The organism is Aphanothece hegewaldii CCALA 016 (assembly GCF_003007785.1).
GTDB classification, from domain to species: Bacteria; Cyanobacteriota; Cyanobacteriia; order Cyanobacteriales; family Microcystaceae; genus Chroococcus; species Chroococcus hegewaldii.
In genome coordinates this window covers 22,894-39,535 of the sequence record NZ_PXOH01000021.1, presented here as the reverse complement: position 1 = coordinate 39,535, position 16,642 = coordinate 22,894, and the positions used below count along the sequence as shown (strand labels likewise).

Sequence of the window (16,642 nt, the reverse complement as noted above, 5' to 3'; positions counted from 1 at the left end):
TTCTTGTTTATTTGTAATAAGTTATGTTGTTTGAATTTGATTCTGTTTCTTCTAAAATTAACCATGATTCAAGATTAGTCTCATAATTCGTATCGGATAACTCTTTAAGCGAGCTATTCCAACTATCAATAACAAATGATTCTAATTCCTTACTCTGAGCCGTAATTTCAAAAGATGTCTGGGTTTGTTGCCCACCGAGCCAAGTTGCTAAGATACTGGCAGCGATCGCACTAGGAATCACCCAAAATAAAGAAATGTGTTTTTTTGATGATAAATGAGGTTTTTGTGCTACCCATTGCATTAACTGTTTTTCAACTGAAGTTGCTGTTTTTGGGGCTACTGGTCGATATTGTTTCAAAAATTGAATCAATGGTTTATCATCAGGAGGAAAGTGAGTCATAGGACAACTCCTTGTTGCTGCAAATATTGACGAATTGCATTGCGAGCATAATATAAACGAGATTTAACGGTTCCCGTCGGAATTTGTAAGATTTTACTAATTTCTTTTTGGGGTAAATCTTCTAAATCGTGTAATACTAAAACAACACGATGCTCTAGACTCAGTGTTTTAAGTCCTCTTTGTACAAGATCTTGATAATGCAATTGCAATAAGTCGGGTGTATCTTGGGGACGCGATAAGTTTTCTTCTACTGCGAGAGTATCTTCAGGCTCAGTCGAGGGAAAAGAGGTTTCCAACTGACGTTTAGCAAACTGTCGTCGTCCATCGGTGGCTACATTCCAACAAATTCGATAGAGCCAAGTGGAAAAATAAGACGGTTGACGCAGTTTTGGTAATCCTCGCCAGACACGACAAAATACTTCTTGCAAGAGATCGTCTAACATCTCGCTACCACACAATTGATACAGAGTTGAGCTAACTCGTGGCTGATAACGTCGATAAAGTTGTTGAAAAGCTTTGCCATCGCCTTGTTGACATTGTAAGACTAATGTGCTATCGCTTGTTCCCGTTCGGTGATCAGCTATCACGAGGAATTCACCCTTACTCAGTCATTGCAGGTTTTTAGACTAAAATCATTCGAGAATGGTTCAAAATCTTTTTAATGCGTATAAGATTTAAGTAACCAACCAATGACGATCCCTAAACCGCCAAACCGTATTACTTGCCAAAAGACCTCATTTAGTAATCCCTGTTTTAACCCTTTCCAGAATAAGCGTTGGAAATCCTGACTTGATAGTAAGGCACTTTCTAGGGCAACGGATAATTCTTGTATTTGATCTCGAAGATCGATGATTTCTTTTTCTAATTCTGGCTGTTGATGAGTGCGCCATTCTTGTACAACGGTTTCTAATTGTTCTTTGAGTTGAACTTGTTGTTGTAAATCTTGTTTAACTTGGCTGTATCGTTGTTTAAGTGTCATCAAAGACTTGTCTAAGTCCAAAATTGCTTGCTCAAATTCTGCGTCATCGCCATCGAATAGGTTAGAAATCTCATCAGACATGAAGTTAATTAATTCATCACAGTAAGGTCAGATTAACTAATATATAGTAGATAATAGTGACCTTTTCACCAACTTTGAGCAAAACTTTATATGATTCCCGCTACCTCTTCTCCTTCACAAAGCCTTGATGAGTATAGTACACTCGAATTAGCGCAAGCAATAGCCGCCCGTTTATCGATTACACCGAATGATTGGCATCGTTTGAAAGCAAACCGTAAAGCACAAGCTGGACAACAAATCGGTTCAGCTTTGGTCTTTTTACTTAAAGATCAACCCGAAGCCGCTTTAACACATCTTAATCAAGCTGCAGGATGGCTAGATCGATCGATTACTGCGCCTCCTTGTCCGACGCATGGGAAACATTAAACTAAACATTAAACAGATACCGTTTGACGTTTATTTTTTTTAATAATTTTACAGAGTTTGACCTGTGTTCCTTTTTCATAAGCCCACTGAACTTGGTCAAATATTTCGTGTAAAATACATAAACCTCGACCGCTTTCTGCTTCATCTGTGGGAAATTCAGGATAATCAGTCAGTTCATATTCACATTTAGCACTATTAAAACCGACTCCTTCATCTGAAATAATCCATGAATAGCTTTCTTTGGTGATGACAAACTTGACGACTACAGTTTTACTGGGATCAAGTTTATTTCCGTGTTTAGCGGCATTGACTAACGCCTCTTGTAATCCTAGCCTAATCTCTGGTTGTAATTCAATAGGGATTTTAGATAATAATAAATCCAAAATTGGACACAGATAGAGAGTTGAAGCAAAACTTACAGTACTTGAATTCCGTCTAGGAGAAGGCAGCGAAACGAAAATCACGTGCTTTACCTCTATATTTTTAGGTGGACTTTTTCAGGTTTAGAAATTAAGTAATTTAATGATGTAAATTGTTTTAAAAATATTGAATCATGTTTTTTGTCCATGTTCTGATTGTTTTTCACATCACCTTTTTAATAGTTTTGAAGTTGAATCAAAAAATTCAACTTTAACTATCCATATTTTGTACGCTTTAAGAAGAATAACATATCAAAAGAAAGAGAAAAACAACTAAAACTTATATAGAAAGTGATTGAGCAGTGTGTGAGGAGTTAATTAAACCTTAATCGCTTTTATTTTTTTTCATAGAAAATTGTGCGAAAAATAAATAAATAGACAGACACAGACAAAAAATATTGATTCAGATATATTAATCAAACGCCTAGTTTTACGGCTGTTTAATAGCAGTGAAACCATACTTACGTCTATAATCTATCATATCATAAAATTATTATTAATCAGCTTAAATCTTGTGGTGATAGCTTTAAGCCTCACTGGAAGATTTCTTCTTCGGTAGGAAATCAATATAATCAAAAAAGATGCGGTATTAGACGACAAAAGCCCAACACCGCTTATAATCTTGTAATTTTCGGCTAAAATAAGCTTAAGCTAAAACCATTTGTGGTTGTGGCCAACGACCGATCGTTTTACCAATTACTGCTAATTCTTGAGTCAGTCGATCGAAGCGTTCGGGTGTAAGAGATTGTGGTCCATCTGATAGTGCTTTAGCGGGGTTTGGATGTACTTCAATCATTAAAGAATCTGCACCTGCGGCTAAAGATGCCATTGCCATCGACGGGACATAATCCGATTTACCGGTACCATGACTGGGATCAATCATAATCGGTAAGTGAGTAAGAGCGCGTAAAACGGGTAAAACCGACAAATCTAAAGTATTGCGGGTGTATTTACCATCAAAGGTTCTTATTCCTCGTTCGCACAAAATAACATTAGGATTTCCTGCAGCAAGAATATATTCAGCCGCCATCAGCCATTCATCGATAGTCGCGGACATTCCACGTTTAATTAATACGGGTTTGTCTTTTGCGCCAACTTTTTTGAGAAGCGAAAAGTTTTGCATATTTCTCGCCCCAACTTGAATCACATCAGCAACTTCAACAATTTTATCTAGATCGGCTGCATCCATGACTTCTGTAATAATACCCAGTCCGGTTGCTTCTTTGGCTGCCGCTAATAAACCTAATGCGCTTTCTCCATGTCCTTGAAACGCATAAGGAGATGTACGAGGTTTATATGCTCCACCTCGAAGAAACTGTGCGCCTGCCGCTTTGACTCGTCTGGCGGTTTCCACGATCATTTCTTCATTTTCAACGGAACAGGGACCCGCAACAATGCTAACGGGGTGATTTTTCCCGATGGGGATATTTCCATTAGGTGTGCTGACGATGACTTCGCTATATTCACCGTGACGATATTCGAGACTTGCCCGTTTAAAAGGCTGTTCAACGCGTAAAACATTTTCAATCCAAGGGCTAATTTCTTGGATTTGTAGGGGGTCTAAATCGACAGTTTCTCCGACTAAACCGAACACAACTTTATGTTTACCGACAATTTTTTCGGGATTTAGTCCCCAACTTTGAAATTCTGCACTTATGCGACTGATTTCGGGTTCTGGGGAACCAACTTTCATGACAACTATCATTGCTTACGTTCTCTTATACTGACTGGGTTCACGCTCTTATTGCGATTTTAGATAAATTAGCTGTTGCCGTTGGCTTCTTTTTTACCTGAGCGCCATGCTTCTAGTGTACGGCCAAAGTTGATTTTAAATTCTTCCCAACCTAACCAACTTCCGGTATTATTTTCCTCCCATGAGGTTGAAAAAATGCCGTAGCTTAATCCAAGAACGCCCAACCCGAACAATCCTAGACTTACGGCAAAGACAGCATAGTTGGGGATTTTGAACCAGCCACGACTGACAACCAGATAAAAGATAAAAAATGATGACATTCCTAGGGCGGTAGGAATCCCCGAAAATAAGGCCATCCGCTTAATCATGCGCTGGCTCACTACTTCGGGAATGGCTTTTAAACTGGCTTCTTCCTTCTTGGCAGCGATAACCGGATCTGGCGGCTGTTTTGGGGTTTTCTTCTTGTTTCTACTGGGTTCAAATGGTAAACGATCCCTTTTTGGTTCCGAGGGCATAGCAGGTATGGTAAAAATAAATTAACGGCGAATCCCAAGGGTGCGGATTAAGTTTTGATAACGTTCTTGGTCTTTATTTTGAATATATGATAATAAGTTTCTGCGACGACCAATCATTTTGAGCAGTCCCCGTCTTGAGGCATGATCTTTAGGATTAGTCTGTAAATGGGTGGTAAGTTGGCTAATTCGTTCCGTGAGTAAAGCGACTTGCAGATCCGCAGATCCGGTGTCGGTTTCGTGGGATTGGAACTGAGTCATTAATTCTTGTTTTTTGGTTTGTGTTAAGGCCATTGCGATCGTTTAAGTTTTAGATAAATGCTGCAATCTATTATATTACCATCCTTTTTGTGGTAAAAGAAAGAGTTAATAAAAAATGAAAGTGTCTTGAAGAGCCAAAACACTTATCACGATTAAAAGAACGAGTCTTTATACAACGAGGAAATCAGTCTCTATTAAGGCAAGATTAGCAGAAAGAGTAGCGAACCGAGTAGAAGTAGCGATCGCTCCATTGCCATCGGCATCAAAGAATAATGCTCCCGTCGTCGTGTTAAAAATCACTCTTTGTGTCGCACTATTTGCCGAAGTGATCCCCGCACCAACCCGTAATTGTGAAGCATCTAGGCTACCAAGCGATAACCCACCGCCGAAACCTGATGCGGATAGGGTGATCAGATCATTAACTACGTTAAAATCGGTGATGCGATCGATTCCATCAGCCAGGGATGCAAAAACATAAGTATCATTGCCCCCACCACCAGTTAAAGTATCATTGCCACCGCCACCCGTCAGAATATTGTTACCCGTGTTGCCGATGAGGATGTTATTATTACTATCTCCGGTTCCATCTACGTTACCTGTACCCGTTAATGTCAGCCTTTCTATGTTGGTGCCAGTGAGGTTAGTGCTAAAGGGCGTTTTTATTGTGTCTGTGCCTTCTCCAGAATTTTCTATGCACACATCAGCTAAATTGTCAACTGTATAATTATCGTCACCCAAACCACCGCTTAGGCTATCGATGCCTTTACCACCATTGAGGGAGTCGTTACCGCTATTACCGATGATTGTGTCATTTCCTGCCGCACCATTGAGGGAATCGTTACCGCTACCGCCGATGAGTGTATTATCTAGCCCGTCGCCGTCATCGTTAGTGATCGTTCCTGTAATGCTTGCGGGTGTACCAATAGTGTAATTGTTGCTACTGGTTAAAGCAAGTTGGACGGTTTCGGGATCTTCAACGAGGCTGTCTAGTGTGGGATCGATCGTTAAAGTTGTCGTAGAGGCATTAGCCGCAAAAATAATGCTTCCTGTGGTCGCATTAAAACTATTAGCCCCAATGCTAGTATAGTCGGTGTTTAGAGTGGCTGTACCTCCCACACTAAAGTTAACGGTTAAAGCGTTAGTGGTGTTTCCAGTCCGAGTAAAGGTATAAATAAGATTATCTGTACCATCTTCGGTGACACTACCGGGGGCTATGTCTAGGGTAATTGTGGGTAGAACGACGATCTGTTTATAAAGAATATTCAGTTGAGAGCCACTATAATAATTCTTGACGGTAACTGAGCCATTGCTCCCAAATCCTAAGATTAAGTCCGAACCGTTTTGGGTTTGAGTGACTTCATTAACGGTGTAAGTGGATAAATCTAAGCTGTCACTACTATTAGTATTCCAGAGAATATCTGCGCCGACGGATCTTCCTTTTGTATAGCCTTGAAATGTGTTTGCTGCACCATTGGCGTAAATTGTATCAGCACTTGTGGAATTAATAAGATTTTCGAGGGTGACATCATAAGCGATCGATGTGCCAAAATCATAGTAAGTGCTTTGAATGCTTCCCCCAGTCACGTTATAGTCATTAATAGACTGTTGAAAACGATAAGCCCGGTTTGCCGTTAACCAGCCGCCCTCGTTCATATCGAAGCGATAACCCAAATTTTCAAAGGCGAGGTTTGTAAAATCTAGAGTATCACTTCCGGCGGTGTCCCAGATGGTTTGTTTAGTGAGATAAGATGTGTCGATCGATAAAGTACCGTTAAGAGAAAACTGATCAATACGAGTCGTAAACTGATAGGATGTGTCCCCTGTTTCTTTCGCTTTTGTTCCGTATAAAGATTGTAACGCCGCTATATCATAAGCCATCGCGGTTCCTGCCGAGTTTCCCGTAAAGCGATAAGACATTACTGTATTAGCGGTATTATCTTCAACAGTGGGTAAAGCTGTGCCATCGTGGGGGTGTTTTAAACCAAGTCCATGTAAAGTTTCATGAATTAAGGTCATATAACCATGATTTCCCGCCGGTTGCTCAAATCCGTTAGTATCTGAAGTATTTTGATAAGATGGCTTTAAATGAACATCTCCCCCTAAAGGATTGGTTGACGGATAATAACAATAAGCATATCCTGGCCCATTGGATAACATATAGCGTAATGTTCCTACTGGGCTACTTGTAGAGGTTTCGGTTACTTCTTGAAAGTCTATATTAATAACTGTTTCTAACCAACTGAGGAGTTGTCGAACATTGGTTTTAACCGCTTCACTAACTTCTGTAACACCTGTTTGAGTACCATAGTAAGAGCCACCCCAAACCGAAGATTCATAAAAGCTATAAGTCAGTTCTCTTGAACTTGGGATATTATTCCACTTATAAGCCGATAGTAAACCATTAATTCGATCTTGACTTAAGGAATTAGCTAAGATAGGTTCGCTGTTAAGTAATGAAGGGCGAGTTGGTAGCAATAAAGGACGAGTTGGTGCAATAGTAGAAGGGTTTAAATCTATTGGATAGTCATGGACTTCATCATCATCATGGGAATGATGGCGCGAATGCTCACTCTCTATCCATCTCTCTAAGGGCTTATTTGCTGTTAAATTTTGTTCTAAATTTCCTGTTAAAGCGTCTTTGATAAAATATGACATGGTTTTTTATCCTAAATAATGAATGAGTAATGAGTTAAATAAAATTCATCAATAAGGGCAAGCGACGACAAAAAAGAACAAATTATGAATAAAAAGCATAGAAAAATTGACTCTTTTCTTAGAGTTATTAACTACATGATGCTGGTTTATAAAATATAGAAAGAATCACCAACAATCAAAAGCTTGGAGAAGAAAATAGTTTTTATTCCAATTTTTAATTGTGCTTAATTTTTATCTTATAGCGATTATTTAAAATTGATAATAGCAAAAATGTAACATTTGATACAAAAAAAATAGAATTTATGAAAAAAATATAAATAACGAGGAATTACTGAGAGTAATTTATAAGCTATAGAATCTTATTTAAGTAATTTTTGAAAAAGGTTGAATCTACAGATGCGTTTTCTGAAAAGATATGCTATTCATAAAATTCCGCTTTTAAATCTCGCTTCATCAAATTATTGACGGCTTCTTGTGGGGTAATTTCACCTTTGAGTAAACGATATACTTGATAGGTAATTGGGACATATAAATCTTGTTTTTGAGCAATTTTCAGTAAAACTTCGGTGGTATTAATACCCTCTGCGGTTCCTTTTAAAGCAGTGATAATTTGCTCTAAGGTTTGCCCTTGACTTAAACGGTATCCCACCTGATAATTACGGGATAAAGGACTATTGCAAGTCGCCAGTAAATCTCCTAAACCTGATAACCCAAAAAACGTTTCTTGTTTAGCTCCTCTTGAAGTTCCGACGCGAATCATTTCGGGTAAAGCTCTTGTTAATAACGCCGCTTTTGCATTAGTTCCTAAGTTTAATCCATCACAAACACCAGATGCGATCGCCATCACATTTTTTAACGTTCCACCTAACTCAGTTCCTAGGGGATCAGAATTTACATAAACGCGAAAAGTATCCGATGAAAAAATTAATTGTATGGCTTCTGCTGCTTGAGTATCATGACTCGAAACAACCGTCGCGGCGGGTAAATTTTGTTCAATTTCTGGAGATAAATTCGGTCCCGATAAAACCACATGAGAACAATTAGGAAAAGCACTTTGCCAAATTTGGGAAGCAGTAAGAGTTGTGATGGGATCTAACCCTTTTGTGGCAGATAAAAAAATAGTTTTTTGGGAAATTTCTAAAGATTGTAAATCTTCAATTGTTGGGCGTACTCCTTGCATCGAAACGGCTGATAAAATTACATCAGCATCATGAATAACAGATTCTAAATTTTCTAAACTACGACGCGACCAAAGTCTGCAATGATGATGATTTCGAGAAACTAATTTACTTAATGCAGTTCCCCACACTCCTGACCCTATAATAGTAATAATTTTATTTTTTTGATTCATAATATTTAGGGTAAGGTTTAACATGACTTATCGAAATCCCACTCCAACAGTTGATATTATCATTGAATTGTTAGATCAGCCTCATCGTCCAATTATTTTAATAGAAAGAAAGAACCCGCCTTACGGATGGGCATTACCAGGAGGATTTATCGACTATGGAGAAACAGTCGAAACGGCAGCAATTCGAGAAGCAATGGAAGAAATTAATTTAGAAGTGGAATTAGTCGAACAATTTTACGTCTATTCTGACCCAAATCGTGATCCACGTCAACATACTCTGAGTATTGTTTTTATCGCTACTGCAAAAGGTGAACCCACCGCTTTAGATGATGCAAAAACGGTTCGGATTTTTCAATTATGGGAGATTCCATCTAAACTTTGTTTCGATCACGATAAAATTTTAAAAGATTATTGTTATTATCGAAATTATGGAATCCGTCCACGTCTATGAGTCTTTATTTAGGCATCGATTTCGGGACATCCGGCGCAAGAGCAATTATTATTGATGAAGCAGAAATCATTCAATGGCAAAAAAACGAGCTATTTTTGCTCACTAAAGTTAAAAGTTTAGCTCAGATGTGGCAAGATGCTTTATTTGCTCTCTTGGTAGCAATACCGTTAGAAATGAGAAAAAAAATACAAGCGATCGCAATTAATGGAACATCTGCTACAGTAATTTTATGCGATAAATTCGGTCATCCGATTGATGAACCCATTTTATACAATGATGCTCGTGGCAAAGTTGTAAAGGATGAAATTAAATCAATTGCACCTTTTAATCATACCGTTATTAGTGCAACCTCCAGTCTAAGTAAATTATTTTGGTGGCAAAAACAAAACCTTTTATCTCAAGCGAGTTATTTTCTACATCAAGCAGACTGGTTAGCTTTTTTATTACATGGCAAACTGGGAATTAGTGATTATCACAATGCTTTGAAACTAGGTTATGACGTAGAAACTCTATCTTATCCTGATTGGCTCAAAGAATTATCTTGTTTTTCCCTTTTGCCGGAAATTTTCTCCCCTGGATATCCCCTAGATACAATTACACACAATATTGCTCACCAATTTAGTTTACCCTCGTCTTGTGTGGTTTGTACGGGTACAACGGATAGTATTGCCGCATTTTTAGCTAGTGGTGCAAAATATCCAGGTGAAGCGGTGACTTCTTTAGGTTCAACTTTGGTTCTAAAATTACTCAGTCAGACTCGTATCGAAAACGCCAAGTTTGGTATTTATAGTCATCGTCTGGGCAATTTATGGTTAACGGGTGGTGCATCGAATACGGGTGGCGCAGTTTTACAGCATTTTTTCACGAATACAGAATTAGAAACACACTCTCAAAAAATTGATGCAACACAAGAAAGTCCTTTAGAATATTATCCTCTATTAAGTCTAGGCGATCGCTTTCCCATTAATGATCCTTCACTACCACCCAAATTAGAGCCTCGTCCTAAAAATCCTGTAGAATTTTTACACGGGTTATTAGAAAGTATGGCGCGTCTGGAAGCATTAGGCTACCAAAAATTACAAGAACTCGGCGCAACACACTTAACAAAAGTTTATACAGCCGGTGGCGGAGCAAAAAATAAGACTTGGTGTAAAATTCGTCAGCGTCATTTACAAGTACCTGTTTTTTCATCTCTTCAAACGGAAGCGGCTTATGGTACAGCTATATTAGCCAAAGGTAGCGACCCAATTTAAGGTAAACTTATGTAACAGATATTGTATTTTTGAGATATTTTATGTTAAGCAGAAAGTTTTTGAGTATTGTTGTAACAATTGCGATCGCTATTCTAACGTTTTTCTCTTCTAATTCCGTTGCATTCGCATTAGGTGGAACTCAACCCACAATAAACGAAGCTGCGCCCGAATTTACATTATCCACCAATACGGGAGACGGTGAGATATCTTTATCCGATTATCGGGGACAATGGGTCGTTTTGTATTTTTATCCGAAAGATTTTACCCCTGGTTGTACCTTAGAAGCGCGTCGTTTCCAACAAGATTTAAGCAAATATCAAGCCAAAAATACCCAAATTTTGGGAGTAAGTGCCGATGATACAGAATCTCATGAAGAATTTTGTGATTCTGAAGGCTTAAAATTTCCTTTATTAGCAGATACTACAGGAAAAGTGAGTAAATCTTATGGTTCTTGGTTAGGTTTTATGTCATTACGTCATACCTATATTATTGATCCAGATGGTATTTTAAGAGCCACATTTTTAGGTGTACAACCTGCTATTCATAGCGCAGAAGTTTTAGCCCGTTTAGACGAGTTACAACAATCTAATTCTTAAGAAAATATCTAGCCCGTTATTGGGACTACTAAGCTAGGATAAAAATCTATGTCATTGTTTGCAATTCTTCAATAATGATAGTTACTTCGTATTCACCAGCAAGCAAGTCAGACATTATCTTAGCTTTTAAGTTACCCGCGAGATCGAGAATACCTTGAGTCTTAATCGTGTGTAAAATGACTTTTTTTTCCCCTTCTTGAGTTTGAATAGTGACGGGGACTTTTCCTTTTAAAGCTTGATATTTATCATAAAATTTCCCTCTGACAGCTTGGTTTAAATCATAGTTCTCCAAATTGTCCGAAATATCTTCTATTTCTTGATCTGAATAATTATTTTTAGATTCCATGTTCATAAAGATTTCTTTCTCGCTTGGTAGCTAATACCAATTATGTGATTATAAATTAGTTAGCTTTTTGTGAATAAATTAAAGCTAAATGTCCTATTTATAAAGTTAAAATTTACGTTTTGTTGTCCTCATTAATGAGCATTAACCTTTAGATTTACTTAAAATTGTCTGAATCTCCTCAATGCTTAGTGGAGGGGAACGCCGATGAATCATTGCATGACAGTTTGGGCAGATAGGACGCAGATCTTCTATAGGATTAACGTTGTATTCTTTCTTGATTTCTGATAGTGGATGCAGATGATGAATATGAATAAAACCGTCACCCAAATCTCCAAAAACTTGACCAAAATTAAAACCACAAACGAAGCAATTTATACCATAATGCTTAATACACTCTTGTCGAGCTTTAAAATTACGCTCGTAGGCATTAACCGTTATTTGCTGTACTGCACCTTCATAATAAGTTTTATCTTGTGAAACTTCTTCAGGAGAGCTAAATTTTTCAGAATTGACAAAATTGAGCCAGAGCTTTTCTAACTCTAAAGCAATATTTTCAGGAATTTGAATCCCTGACATTTGTGTATCCCAGTGCATTGCCGCCAATGGTTTTAGATTGAGTGATTGGCGTGGGAGAATCTGAGTGATTTCAGGGTTTAGTAATGTCTCGAACCGAACATGAACAAACATGACAGTTTCTCCAAGGGATGCCTTTTCTTGATGCCAATGTAAATCCTCATAAGAATTTTGAACAACGCTGCCCGATGCAAAAATTCCTTTAGGTTCCTGACCAAGTTTAATAAAAAATACTCGGTCACCTTTTTTAAGACGTTTGGAATTACCACAACTCCAACGGGTAGTTACTAATTGACCCGACTGTACTAATTGCACCATTTCTGTAAAATCGTTCCAATGCCATCTTTTTGAATTCCAAGTTAATAAAAAAGTTGCCATAACCTAATCAGAAATCAATACTGTTGACGAATGTGCTACACAAGACTTATTAATTTTAATTTAAAGCTACTTTTTTTACTTTTTGCTTAAACATAACTATGAGCAATTAATTAGATTGATATTATTACTTTACTTTAAACCTATTCCAACGTATTTTTAACCGTTTCAATAATTAAATTTTGATTTTTTGCATTAGAATCTCTTAATGAATCCGTTGTACCTTTAATAACACTTGCTAAGGGAACCGCAATCAATAAACCCAAAATTCCGCCAACTTTTCCCCCAATAAATAAAGAAATAATAATCCAAACTGGATTTAATCCCGTCATCCCTCCCATCAAACGAGGTGCGACAATATTATCATTAATTTGACCAACAACAAAAGCAGCGATTAAAACTTGTAATCCTAAACTAAACTGCTGTAACATTAAAATAGAACTAATAATAATAATCGTCACCGCACTCATATAAGGTATCAGAGTAGTAACGCCAATCAAAACCCCAAAAAGAACCGCATAAGGCACATTTAAAATACCAAATACAATCGTTTGAGCAATACTTAAAATTCCTGCCAAAATTGCTTGACTAGCAAAATAATTTTCAAATCTTTGTTGCAAAGATTCCCTTAATCTAGTATTCCAAGGTGTGGGTATCCAGCTAAAAACTCCATCCCAAACCTGTTCACCTGTGAGTACCAAAAAAACTGTTAGAATCAGAACAAATGCCACATTTGCAATACTGCCGATCGTTCCTACAATAAAATTTAGTAGATTAGAACTCAAAGATTGTAGAACTAGAGAAAATTGATTTACTAATTGATCAATTGATTCTTTAACATTAATGGATAGATTTTGAATAATTGTCCAATGTTCGGCACTTTGTAATTCTTCTCGACTCGCTTCTAGTAAACTTGGTAAGCTAATGATTAATTCATTCAATTGTTGAACAATTAATGGCACTAAAATTACGACTAAAAGTACTAAAGCTAGAACCGAAATGAGAAGAACTAAACTAACTGCGATCTCTCGGCGGATTCCTTTATCTTGTAAAATTCTCACGGGAAAATCAAGTAAAAAAGCCAAAATAGTCGCAGTCACAAAAATACTAATTAATGGCTCTAAATAACCAATTAATATAACCAACAACCAACTATTAAGAAAAGCAATGGGAAAAATAATCCCAATTTGTAACCAGCGAGGCAGTTTGTCAAAGAAATCCATCATGATAAAAAACATGAATAGTTGTGTTTTTAATGGTAAGGGTTTGGTCTCCAAACCCTTACATAATAACAACTATTAACTATTAACTGTTAATTGATATTGAGCAGTTTTCCACAGTTGATAGAGGAAAATCTCGGCAGATTCATCCATTACACAAACAAATAAACCCTCTTCACTCTCATTATTCGAGCTTAACCAAGTTCCCTCTAAACTGATTTCAACTGAGTCAGCATCGCACATTGATACCGATAAAGTATCTTCGCCCATCTCTTCTAAGGTATCTAAATTTGCTAGATTTTGGGGAAGTAAAAAGCAAGCGGTACTAGGTTCAACTGATAAACCTGTTCCAGAACGCATGGCAAGCAATACACGTGTATTAACCCATTCTTCAATAGACTGGCTTAAATGCTCTAAGTGAAAGCCGTTTGTAGTATAAGTCAGTTTTAACATCACCAATCCTCTTTATAATTTTATCTCCGATTGATTGCGCCAAAAAGCTTCGGCAAACATCACAGCAGGGTGACTTGGGGCTTTTGGGGTGGTGTGTAGGATCATTCCTGCTTGTTGTGGGGTACGATCGCCTTTACGAGTATTACAACTTTCACAAGCGATTACCAGATTATCCCAAGTATTTTTACCCCCTTTAGATCGCGCTAAAATGTGATCGATCGTCAGTTTTTTCCTACTGCCGCAGTATTGACACTGATGTTTATCTCGGCGTAATAATTCTCGGCGGTTGACTGGGGGAACTTTCCAAAGCCGTTCCGTTCCTTGAATCAAAAGACGGATACAAGCTGGCACCTGTAAGATTAAATTAGGCGATCGCACTTCCCAATAAATATCCGTTTCTAAGTGCATCGGTTCGGCTTTTCCAGTGACTAAAAGTACAATTGCCCGTTTAATATTTACTCTTGTCATTGGAAGGTAGTTAGAAGAAAAAACGACTACCGATTGTTGTAAGGGTTCAGTGTTTTGAATCACAGTTTTATCCCATCGTACATAGAACTAAAAAACCCGCTTATCTTGTTGGAAAGCGGGTTAAGTAAAGGGTTAAGTTACTTTGTTTTATATAGGTACAGTTAATCTGTTTCTGTACCTCCCGCTTATGTTTTTGGCTAATAGTCTTTTGGCTAAAAATAATTGAACTGTATGGGAACGAGCGCTAATCGGATTAGGTCGATTATCCTGGTTAATATTAATCTCGCCTTTAAAATCATCTTCGCAGCCCTCGCCTTCTAGGTTAATTAGTCTAAAGTTAAATACTCCAAGCTTAAATACTCCAAGCCATTCGCCTGACACGGTAAAGCCCAACCACATCTCTAGATGTTCGAGGGTGGCTTTCCGCAGACGGGTATATATGGCTTGAATCGTGTTCATGATAGAAGACTGTTACTCCTAAAAGACGGCGCGTGTTTACTATTTTTTCGATAATTACAAATATAATACAAGAATGGAAAATTGCCAATACCCTAAACCAAAATTTTTTTTCTTTACCAGTCATCCTCTGGTATAGAAACCCGTGGCTGTGTAATTTGGGGTTGGATATATTCTTCCTCTTCTTCATCCTCATCTGAATTCCAAACATCTGTAAACGGTTTAACAACTTTATTAATGGCATCCACGACAAAAGCTTTAATAAATTCATCTTTCTTGCTTAACTGAAACTGTCGCTGTACCACCTCAGAAATGCCCCCATCACCCCAATCTTGATCATGACGGAAATATTCAACAAAACTTTTTCCCGCAATTCGCGTCAGATAAGCCGCCGTAACCGCTTGAATCACTTTTCCTACGACATAAGTGGCAATATTCGTTTGTAATGCCCTAGCGAGTAATTCGACAGCCCCTTTCACCACACCCAAGCTAACCAAAGTCTTACCCAGAGAGAGTGCTAATTCTTTTCCTCTTTCGTTATTAAGATCGCAACCGTAAACTTGTCCAATTTCTATCACCATTTGGGCATTAACAGCAACCGTCGCCAGTAAATCAATGACAGGTAATGGTGTCACAGCAATTACACCCGCGCCTATCCATTGATATCGATCGATAATTTGATCAGATTGTCTACGTCGTTGTCGATCAATAATTTTTCGTGCTTCTTCCCCTAAACGTTGTGATTGCAATAAAATATTATCCGCCACCAGATCCTCACCTTCTGCCCGTAAAACAGTAGCTAATCGTTTAATGAGGGGAATAATTTCGGGTTCGGGTGTTAATATTTGTCCGTTTTCTAGTTGAATCGGTTGAGGATTGGCGGCAATAGGGACAATATCAGCAGCAGGAATGATTCCTTTAAGTCTTTCTCGTATTTGTTTTAAAATAATGGCTTGATCTTCATCGGGATAAAGATCGGTTTTATTAAATACTAACAGCGATCGCTTTCCTATTGCCGCAAGATGTTGTAAGGGTTCATATTCCGACTGTCGTAAATCATTATCAATTACAAATAATAGTAAATCGGTTTCGGCGGCCAGTTGACGGGCTATTTTTTCTCGTTCGGTTCCAGCAATACCCGCTTCTAAAATTCCTGGTGTATCCGTAATCAGTATTTCTCTGGCTAATCCTTTTAATTTTAAACGATAGGTTTCGCCGACTTCGGTAGTTCCCATTGTTGCCTCAACATTTCCCACCATTTCCCCAATTAAAGCATTTACTAAGGAGGTTTTGCCCGCCGAACCTGTACCAAAAATGACGACTTGTAATTCACCTCTTTTTAAGTTAGCCTCGATTTCCTGAGAACGTTTGAGTAATACCTCTTGTGATACTTGATCTTGAATTTGTTGTACTTGCTGACGAACTGCTTTAAGATTTTCTTCGGCTGCTTCGGTTTTTTCTAGGGGAGGAAGTGAGGTAGGAGAAAGACGAGACTTACGCCGCGATTTTTTTTGTTTGGGCGCGAGATAAAAATAGTATATAAAAATATAGATTAATAGTCCCAGTAAGGCGATAATCAGCAACAATAGTAAATTGGCGAATAACGGCGCAGTAAAAGCAATTGATATATAAAGTCGGTAAATTGAGTTGACTAACCACAAAATCATCCCTAAAATCAGAGATAAACCGAGAAATAGTAGGAAAAGACGGGGTAAGGGCATCGTGTTTGGTGTA

20 protein-coding genes are annotated in these 16,642 nt (G+C 37.9%); 4 read left to right on the top strand and 16 right to left on the bottom strand.

Translation table 11 applies throughout. The features are described from left to right. Positions 1-7: 7 nt before the first annotated feature. The 3 genes from C7H19_RS17060 to C7H19_RS17050 form a co-directional block, all read right to left on the bottom strand. Positions 8-400, bottom strand: coding sequence for a hypothetical protein (locus tag C7H19_RS17060; RefSeq protein WP_106458130.1), 393 nt, complete (start codon positions 398-400; stop codon positions 8-10). Further along, positions 397-987, bottom strand: coding sequence for a sigma-70 family RNA polymerase sigma factor (locus C7H19_RS17055; protein ID WP_106458129.1), 591 nt, complete (start codon positions 985-987; stop codon positions 397-399). The genes C7H19_RS17060 and C7H19_RS17055 overlap by 4 nt, the downstream gene beginning before the upstream one ends. Positions 988-1,058: 71 nt before the next feature. Then, entirely contained in the window at positions 1,059-1,460 is a 402-nt protein-coding gene (locus tag C7H19_RS17050; protein WP_106458128.1) for a sll0565 family protein, read from the bottom strand. Positions 1,461-1,550: 90 nt separating this feature from the next. Here C7H19_RS17050 and C7H19_RS17045 point away from each other — a divergent pair, with 90 nt between their 5' ends. Then, positions 1,551-1,826, top strand: a complete 276-nt coding sequence (locus C7H19_RS17045; protein WP_106458127.1) for a DUF6439 family protein — start codon at positions 1,551-1,553, stop codon at positions 1,824-1,826. Positions 1,827-1,834: 8 nt separating this feature from the next. Here C7H19_RS17045 and C7H19_RS17040 read toward each other — a convergent pair whose 3' ends face one another. The 6 genes from C7H19_RS17040 to C7H19_RS17015 all read right to left on the bottom strand — a co-directional run bounded on the left by C7H19_RS17040 (position 1,835) and on the right by C7H19_RS17015 (position 8,717). Continuing rightward, positions 1,835-2,290, bottom strand: coding sequence for an ATP-binding protein (locus tag C7H19_RS17040; protein ID WP_106458126.1), 456 nt, complete (start codon positions 2,288-2,290; stop codon positions 1,835-1,837). Between the two features lie 601 nt (positions 2,291-2,891). Beyond that, a complete protein-coding gene (gene aroF, locus C7H19_RS17035; RefSeq protein WP_106458125.1) occupies positions 2,892-3,950 on the bottom strand; it encodes a 3-deoxy-7-phosphoheptulonate synthase in 1,059 nt (352 codons plus the stop codon). Positions 3,951-4,006: 56 nt separating this feature from the next. Beyond that, positions 4,007-4,453, bottom strand: a complete 447-nt coding sequence (locus C7H19_RS17030) for a PAM68 family protein (RefSeq protein ID WP_106458124.1) — start codon at positions 4,451-4,453, stop codon at positions 4,007-4,009. Between the two features lie 21 nt (positions 4,454-4,474). Next, positions 4,475-4,744, bottom strand: a complete 270-nt coding sequence (gene rpsO, locus C7H19_RS17025; RefSeq protein WP_106458123.1) for a 30S ribosomal protein S15 — start codon at positions 4,742-4,744, stop codon at positions 4,475-4,477. Between the two features lie 135 nt (positions 4,745-4,879). After that, entirely contained in the window at positions 4,880-7,366 is a 2,487-nt protein-coding gene (locus C7H19_RS26840) for a M10 family metallopeptidase (RefSeq protein WP_106458122.1), read from the bottom strand. 418 nt (positions 7,367-7,784) lie between these two features. Continuing rightward, the gene (locus C7H19_RS17015) at positions 7,785-8,717 is read right to left on the bottom strand and encodes an NAD(P)H-dependent glycerol-3-phosphate dehydrogenase (RefSeq protein WP_106458176.1); all 933 of its coding nucleotides are present in this window, start codon (positions 8,715-8,717) and stop codon (positions 7,785-7,787) included. Positions 8,718-8,739: 22 nt separating this feature from the next. Between C7H19_RS17015 and C7H19_RS17010 the strand changes: the two genes are divergently transcribed. The 3 genes from C7H19_RS17010 to C7H19_RS17000 are packed head-to-tail and all read left to right on the top strand — an operon-like array spanning position 8,740 to position 11,017. Next, on the top strand, positions 8,740-9,168 hold the full coding sequence (locus C7H19_RS17010; RefSeq protein ID WP_106458121.1) for an NUDIX domain-containing protein: 429 nt from the start codon (positions 8,740-8,742) through the stop codon (positions 9,166-9,168). Continuing rightward, positions 9,165-10,421: an FGGY-family carbohydrate kinase gene (locus C7H19_RS17005; RefSeq protein ID WP_106458120.1), complete on the top strand. Its 1,257-nt coding sequence runs from the start codon at positions 9,165-9,167 to the stop codon at positions 10,419-10,421. Before C7H19_RS17010 ends, C7H19_RS17005 begins: the two co-directional genes overlap by 4 nt. 41 nt (positions 10,422-10,462) lie before the next feature. Then, entirely contained in the window at positions 10,463-11,017 is a 555-nt protein-coding gene (locus tag C7H19_RS17000) for a peroxiredoxin (protein WP_106458119.1), read from the top strand. A 46-nt stretch (positions 11,018-11,063) separates the two neighbouring features. Here C7H19_RS17000 and C7H19_RS16995 read toward each other — a convergent pair whose 3' ends face one another. From C7H19_RS16995 to C7H19_RS16965, 7 genes are all read right to left on the bottom strand, one after another. Beyond that, the gene (locus tag C7H19_RS16995; RefSeq protein ID WP_146136539.1) at positions 11,064-11,369 is read right to left on the bottom strand and encodes a hypothetical protein; all 306 of its coding nucleotides are present in this window, start codon (positions 11,367-11,369) and stop codon (positions 11,064-11,066) included. Positions 11,370-11,504: 135 nt separating this feature from the next. Continuing rightward, on the bottom strand, positions 11,505-12,314 hold the full coding sequence (locus C7H19_RS26480) for an HNH endonuclease (RefSeq protein WP_106458117.1): 810 nt from the start codon (positions 12,312-12,314) through the stop codon (positions 11,505-11,507). A 140-nt stretch (positions 12,315-12,454) separates the two neighbouring features. Then, entirely contained in the window at positions 12,455-13,537 is a 1,083-nt protein-coding gene (locus C7H19_RS16985) for an AI-2E family transporter (RefSeq protein WP_106458175.1), read from the bottom strand. A 72-nt stretch (positions 13,538-13,609) separates the two neighbouring features. Further along, complete coding sequence (locus C7H19_RS16980) at positions 13,610-13,984, bottom strand: alr0857 family protein (protein ID WP_106458116.1); 375 nt, start codon at positions 13,982-13,984, stop codon at positions 13,610-13,612. Positions 13,985-13,996: 12 nt separating this feature from the next. Beyond that, complete coding sequence (locus tag C7H19_RS16975) at positions 13,997-14,515, bottom strand: HNH endonuclease (RefSeq protein WP_106458115.1); 519 nt, start codon at positions 14,513-14,515, stop codon at positions 13,997-13,999. A gap of 84 nt (positions 14,516-14,599) precedes the next feature. Continuing rightward, a complete protein-coding gene (locus tag C7H19_RS16970) occupies positions 14,600-14,911 on the bottom strand; it encodes a hypothetical protein (RefSeq protein ID WP_106458114.1) in 312 nt (103 codons plus the stop codon). A gap of 113 nt (positions 14,912-15,024) precedes the next feature. Then, on the bottom strand, positions 15,025-16,629 hold the full coding sequence (locus C7H19_RS16965; RefSeq protein WP_106458113.1) for a YcjF family protein: 1,605 nt from the start codon (positions 16,627-16,629) through the stop codon (positions 15,025-15,027). Positions 16,630-16,642: the final 13 nt, after the last annotated feature.

Coding starts and splice junctions, on each gene's coding strand:
- C7H19_RS17060 (WP_106458130.1), bottom strand. CDS start 400: ATGACTCACTTTCCTCCTGATGATAAACCATTGATTCAATTTTTGAAA.
- C7H19_RS17050 (WP_106458128.1), bottom strand. CDS start 1,460: ATGTCTGATGAGATTTCTAACCTATTCGATGGCGATGACGCAGAATTT.
- C7H19_RS17045 (WP_106458127.1), top strand. CDS start 1,551: ATGATTCCCGCTACCTCTTCTCCTTCACAAAGCCTTGATGAGTATAGT.
- aroF (WP_106458125.1), bottom strand. CDS start 3,950: ATGATAGTTGTCATGAAAGTTGGTTCCCCAGAACCCGAAATCAGTCGC.
- C7H19_RS17030 (WP_106458124.1), bottom strand. CDS start 4,453: ATGCCCTCGGAACCAAAAAGGGATCGTTTACCATTTGAACCCAGTAGA.
- rpsO (WP_106458123.1), bottom strand. CDS start 4,744: ATGGCCTTAACACAAACCAAAAAACAAGAATTAATGACTCAGTTCCAA.
- C7H19_RS26840 (WP_106458122.1), bottom strand. CDS start 7,366: ATGTCATATTTTATCAAAGACGCTTTAACAGGAAATTTAGAACAAAAT.
- C7H19_RS17015 (WP_106458176.1), bottom strand. CDS start 8,717: ATGAATCAAAAAAATAAAATTATTACTATTATAGGGTCAGGAGTGTGG.
- C7H19_RS17010 (WP_106458121.1), top strand. CDS start 8,740: ATGACTTATCGAAATCCCACTCCAACAGTTGATATTATCATTGAATTG.
- C7H19_RS17005 (WP_106458120.1), top strand. CDS start 9,165: ATGAGTCTTTATTTAGGCATCGATTTCGGGACATCCGGCGCAAGAGCA.
- C7H19_RS17000 (WP_106458119.1), top strand. CDS start 10,463: ATGTTAAGCAGAAAGTTTTTGAGTATTGTTGTAACAATTGCGATCGCT.
- C7H19_RS16995 (WP_146136539.1), bottom strand. CDS start 11,369: ATGAACATGGAATCTAAAAATAATTATTCAGATCAAGAAATAGAAGAT.
- C7H19_RS26480 (WP_106458117.1), bottom strand. CDS start 12,314: ATGGCAACTTTTTTATTAACTTGGAATTCAAAAAGATGGCATTGGAAC.
- C7H19_RS16985 (WP_106458175.1), bottom strand. CDS start 13,537: ATGATGGATTTCTTTGACAAACTGCCTCGCTGGTTACAAATTGGGATT.
- C7H19_RS16980 (WP_106458116.1), bottom strand. CDS start 13,984: ATGTTAAAACTGACTTATACTACAAACGGCTTTCACTTAGAGCATTTA.
- C7H19_RS16970 (WP_106458114.1), bottom strand. CDS start 14,911: ATGAACACGATTCAAGCCATATATACCCGTCTGCGGAAAGCCACCCTC.
- C7H19_RS16965 (WP_106458113.1), bottom strand. CDS start 16,629: ATGCCCTTACCCCGTCTTTTCCTACTATTTCTCGGTTTATCTCTGATT.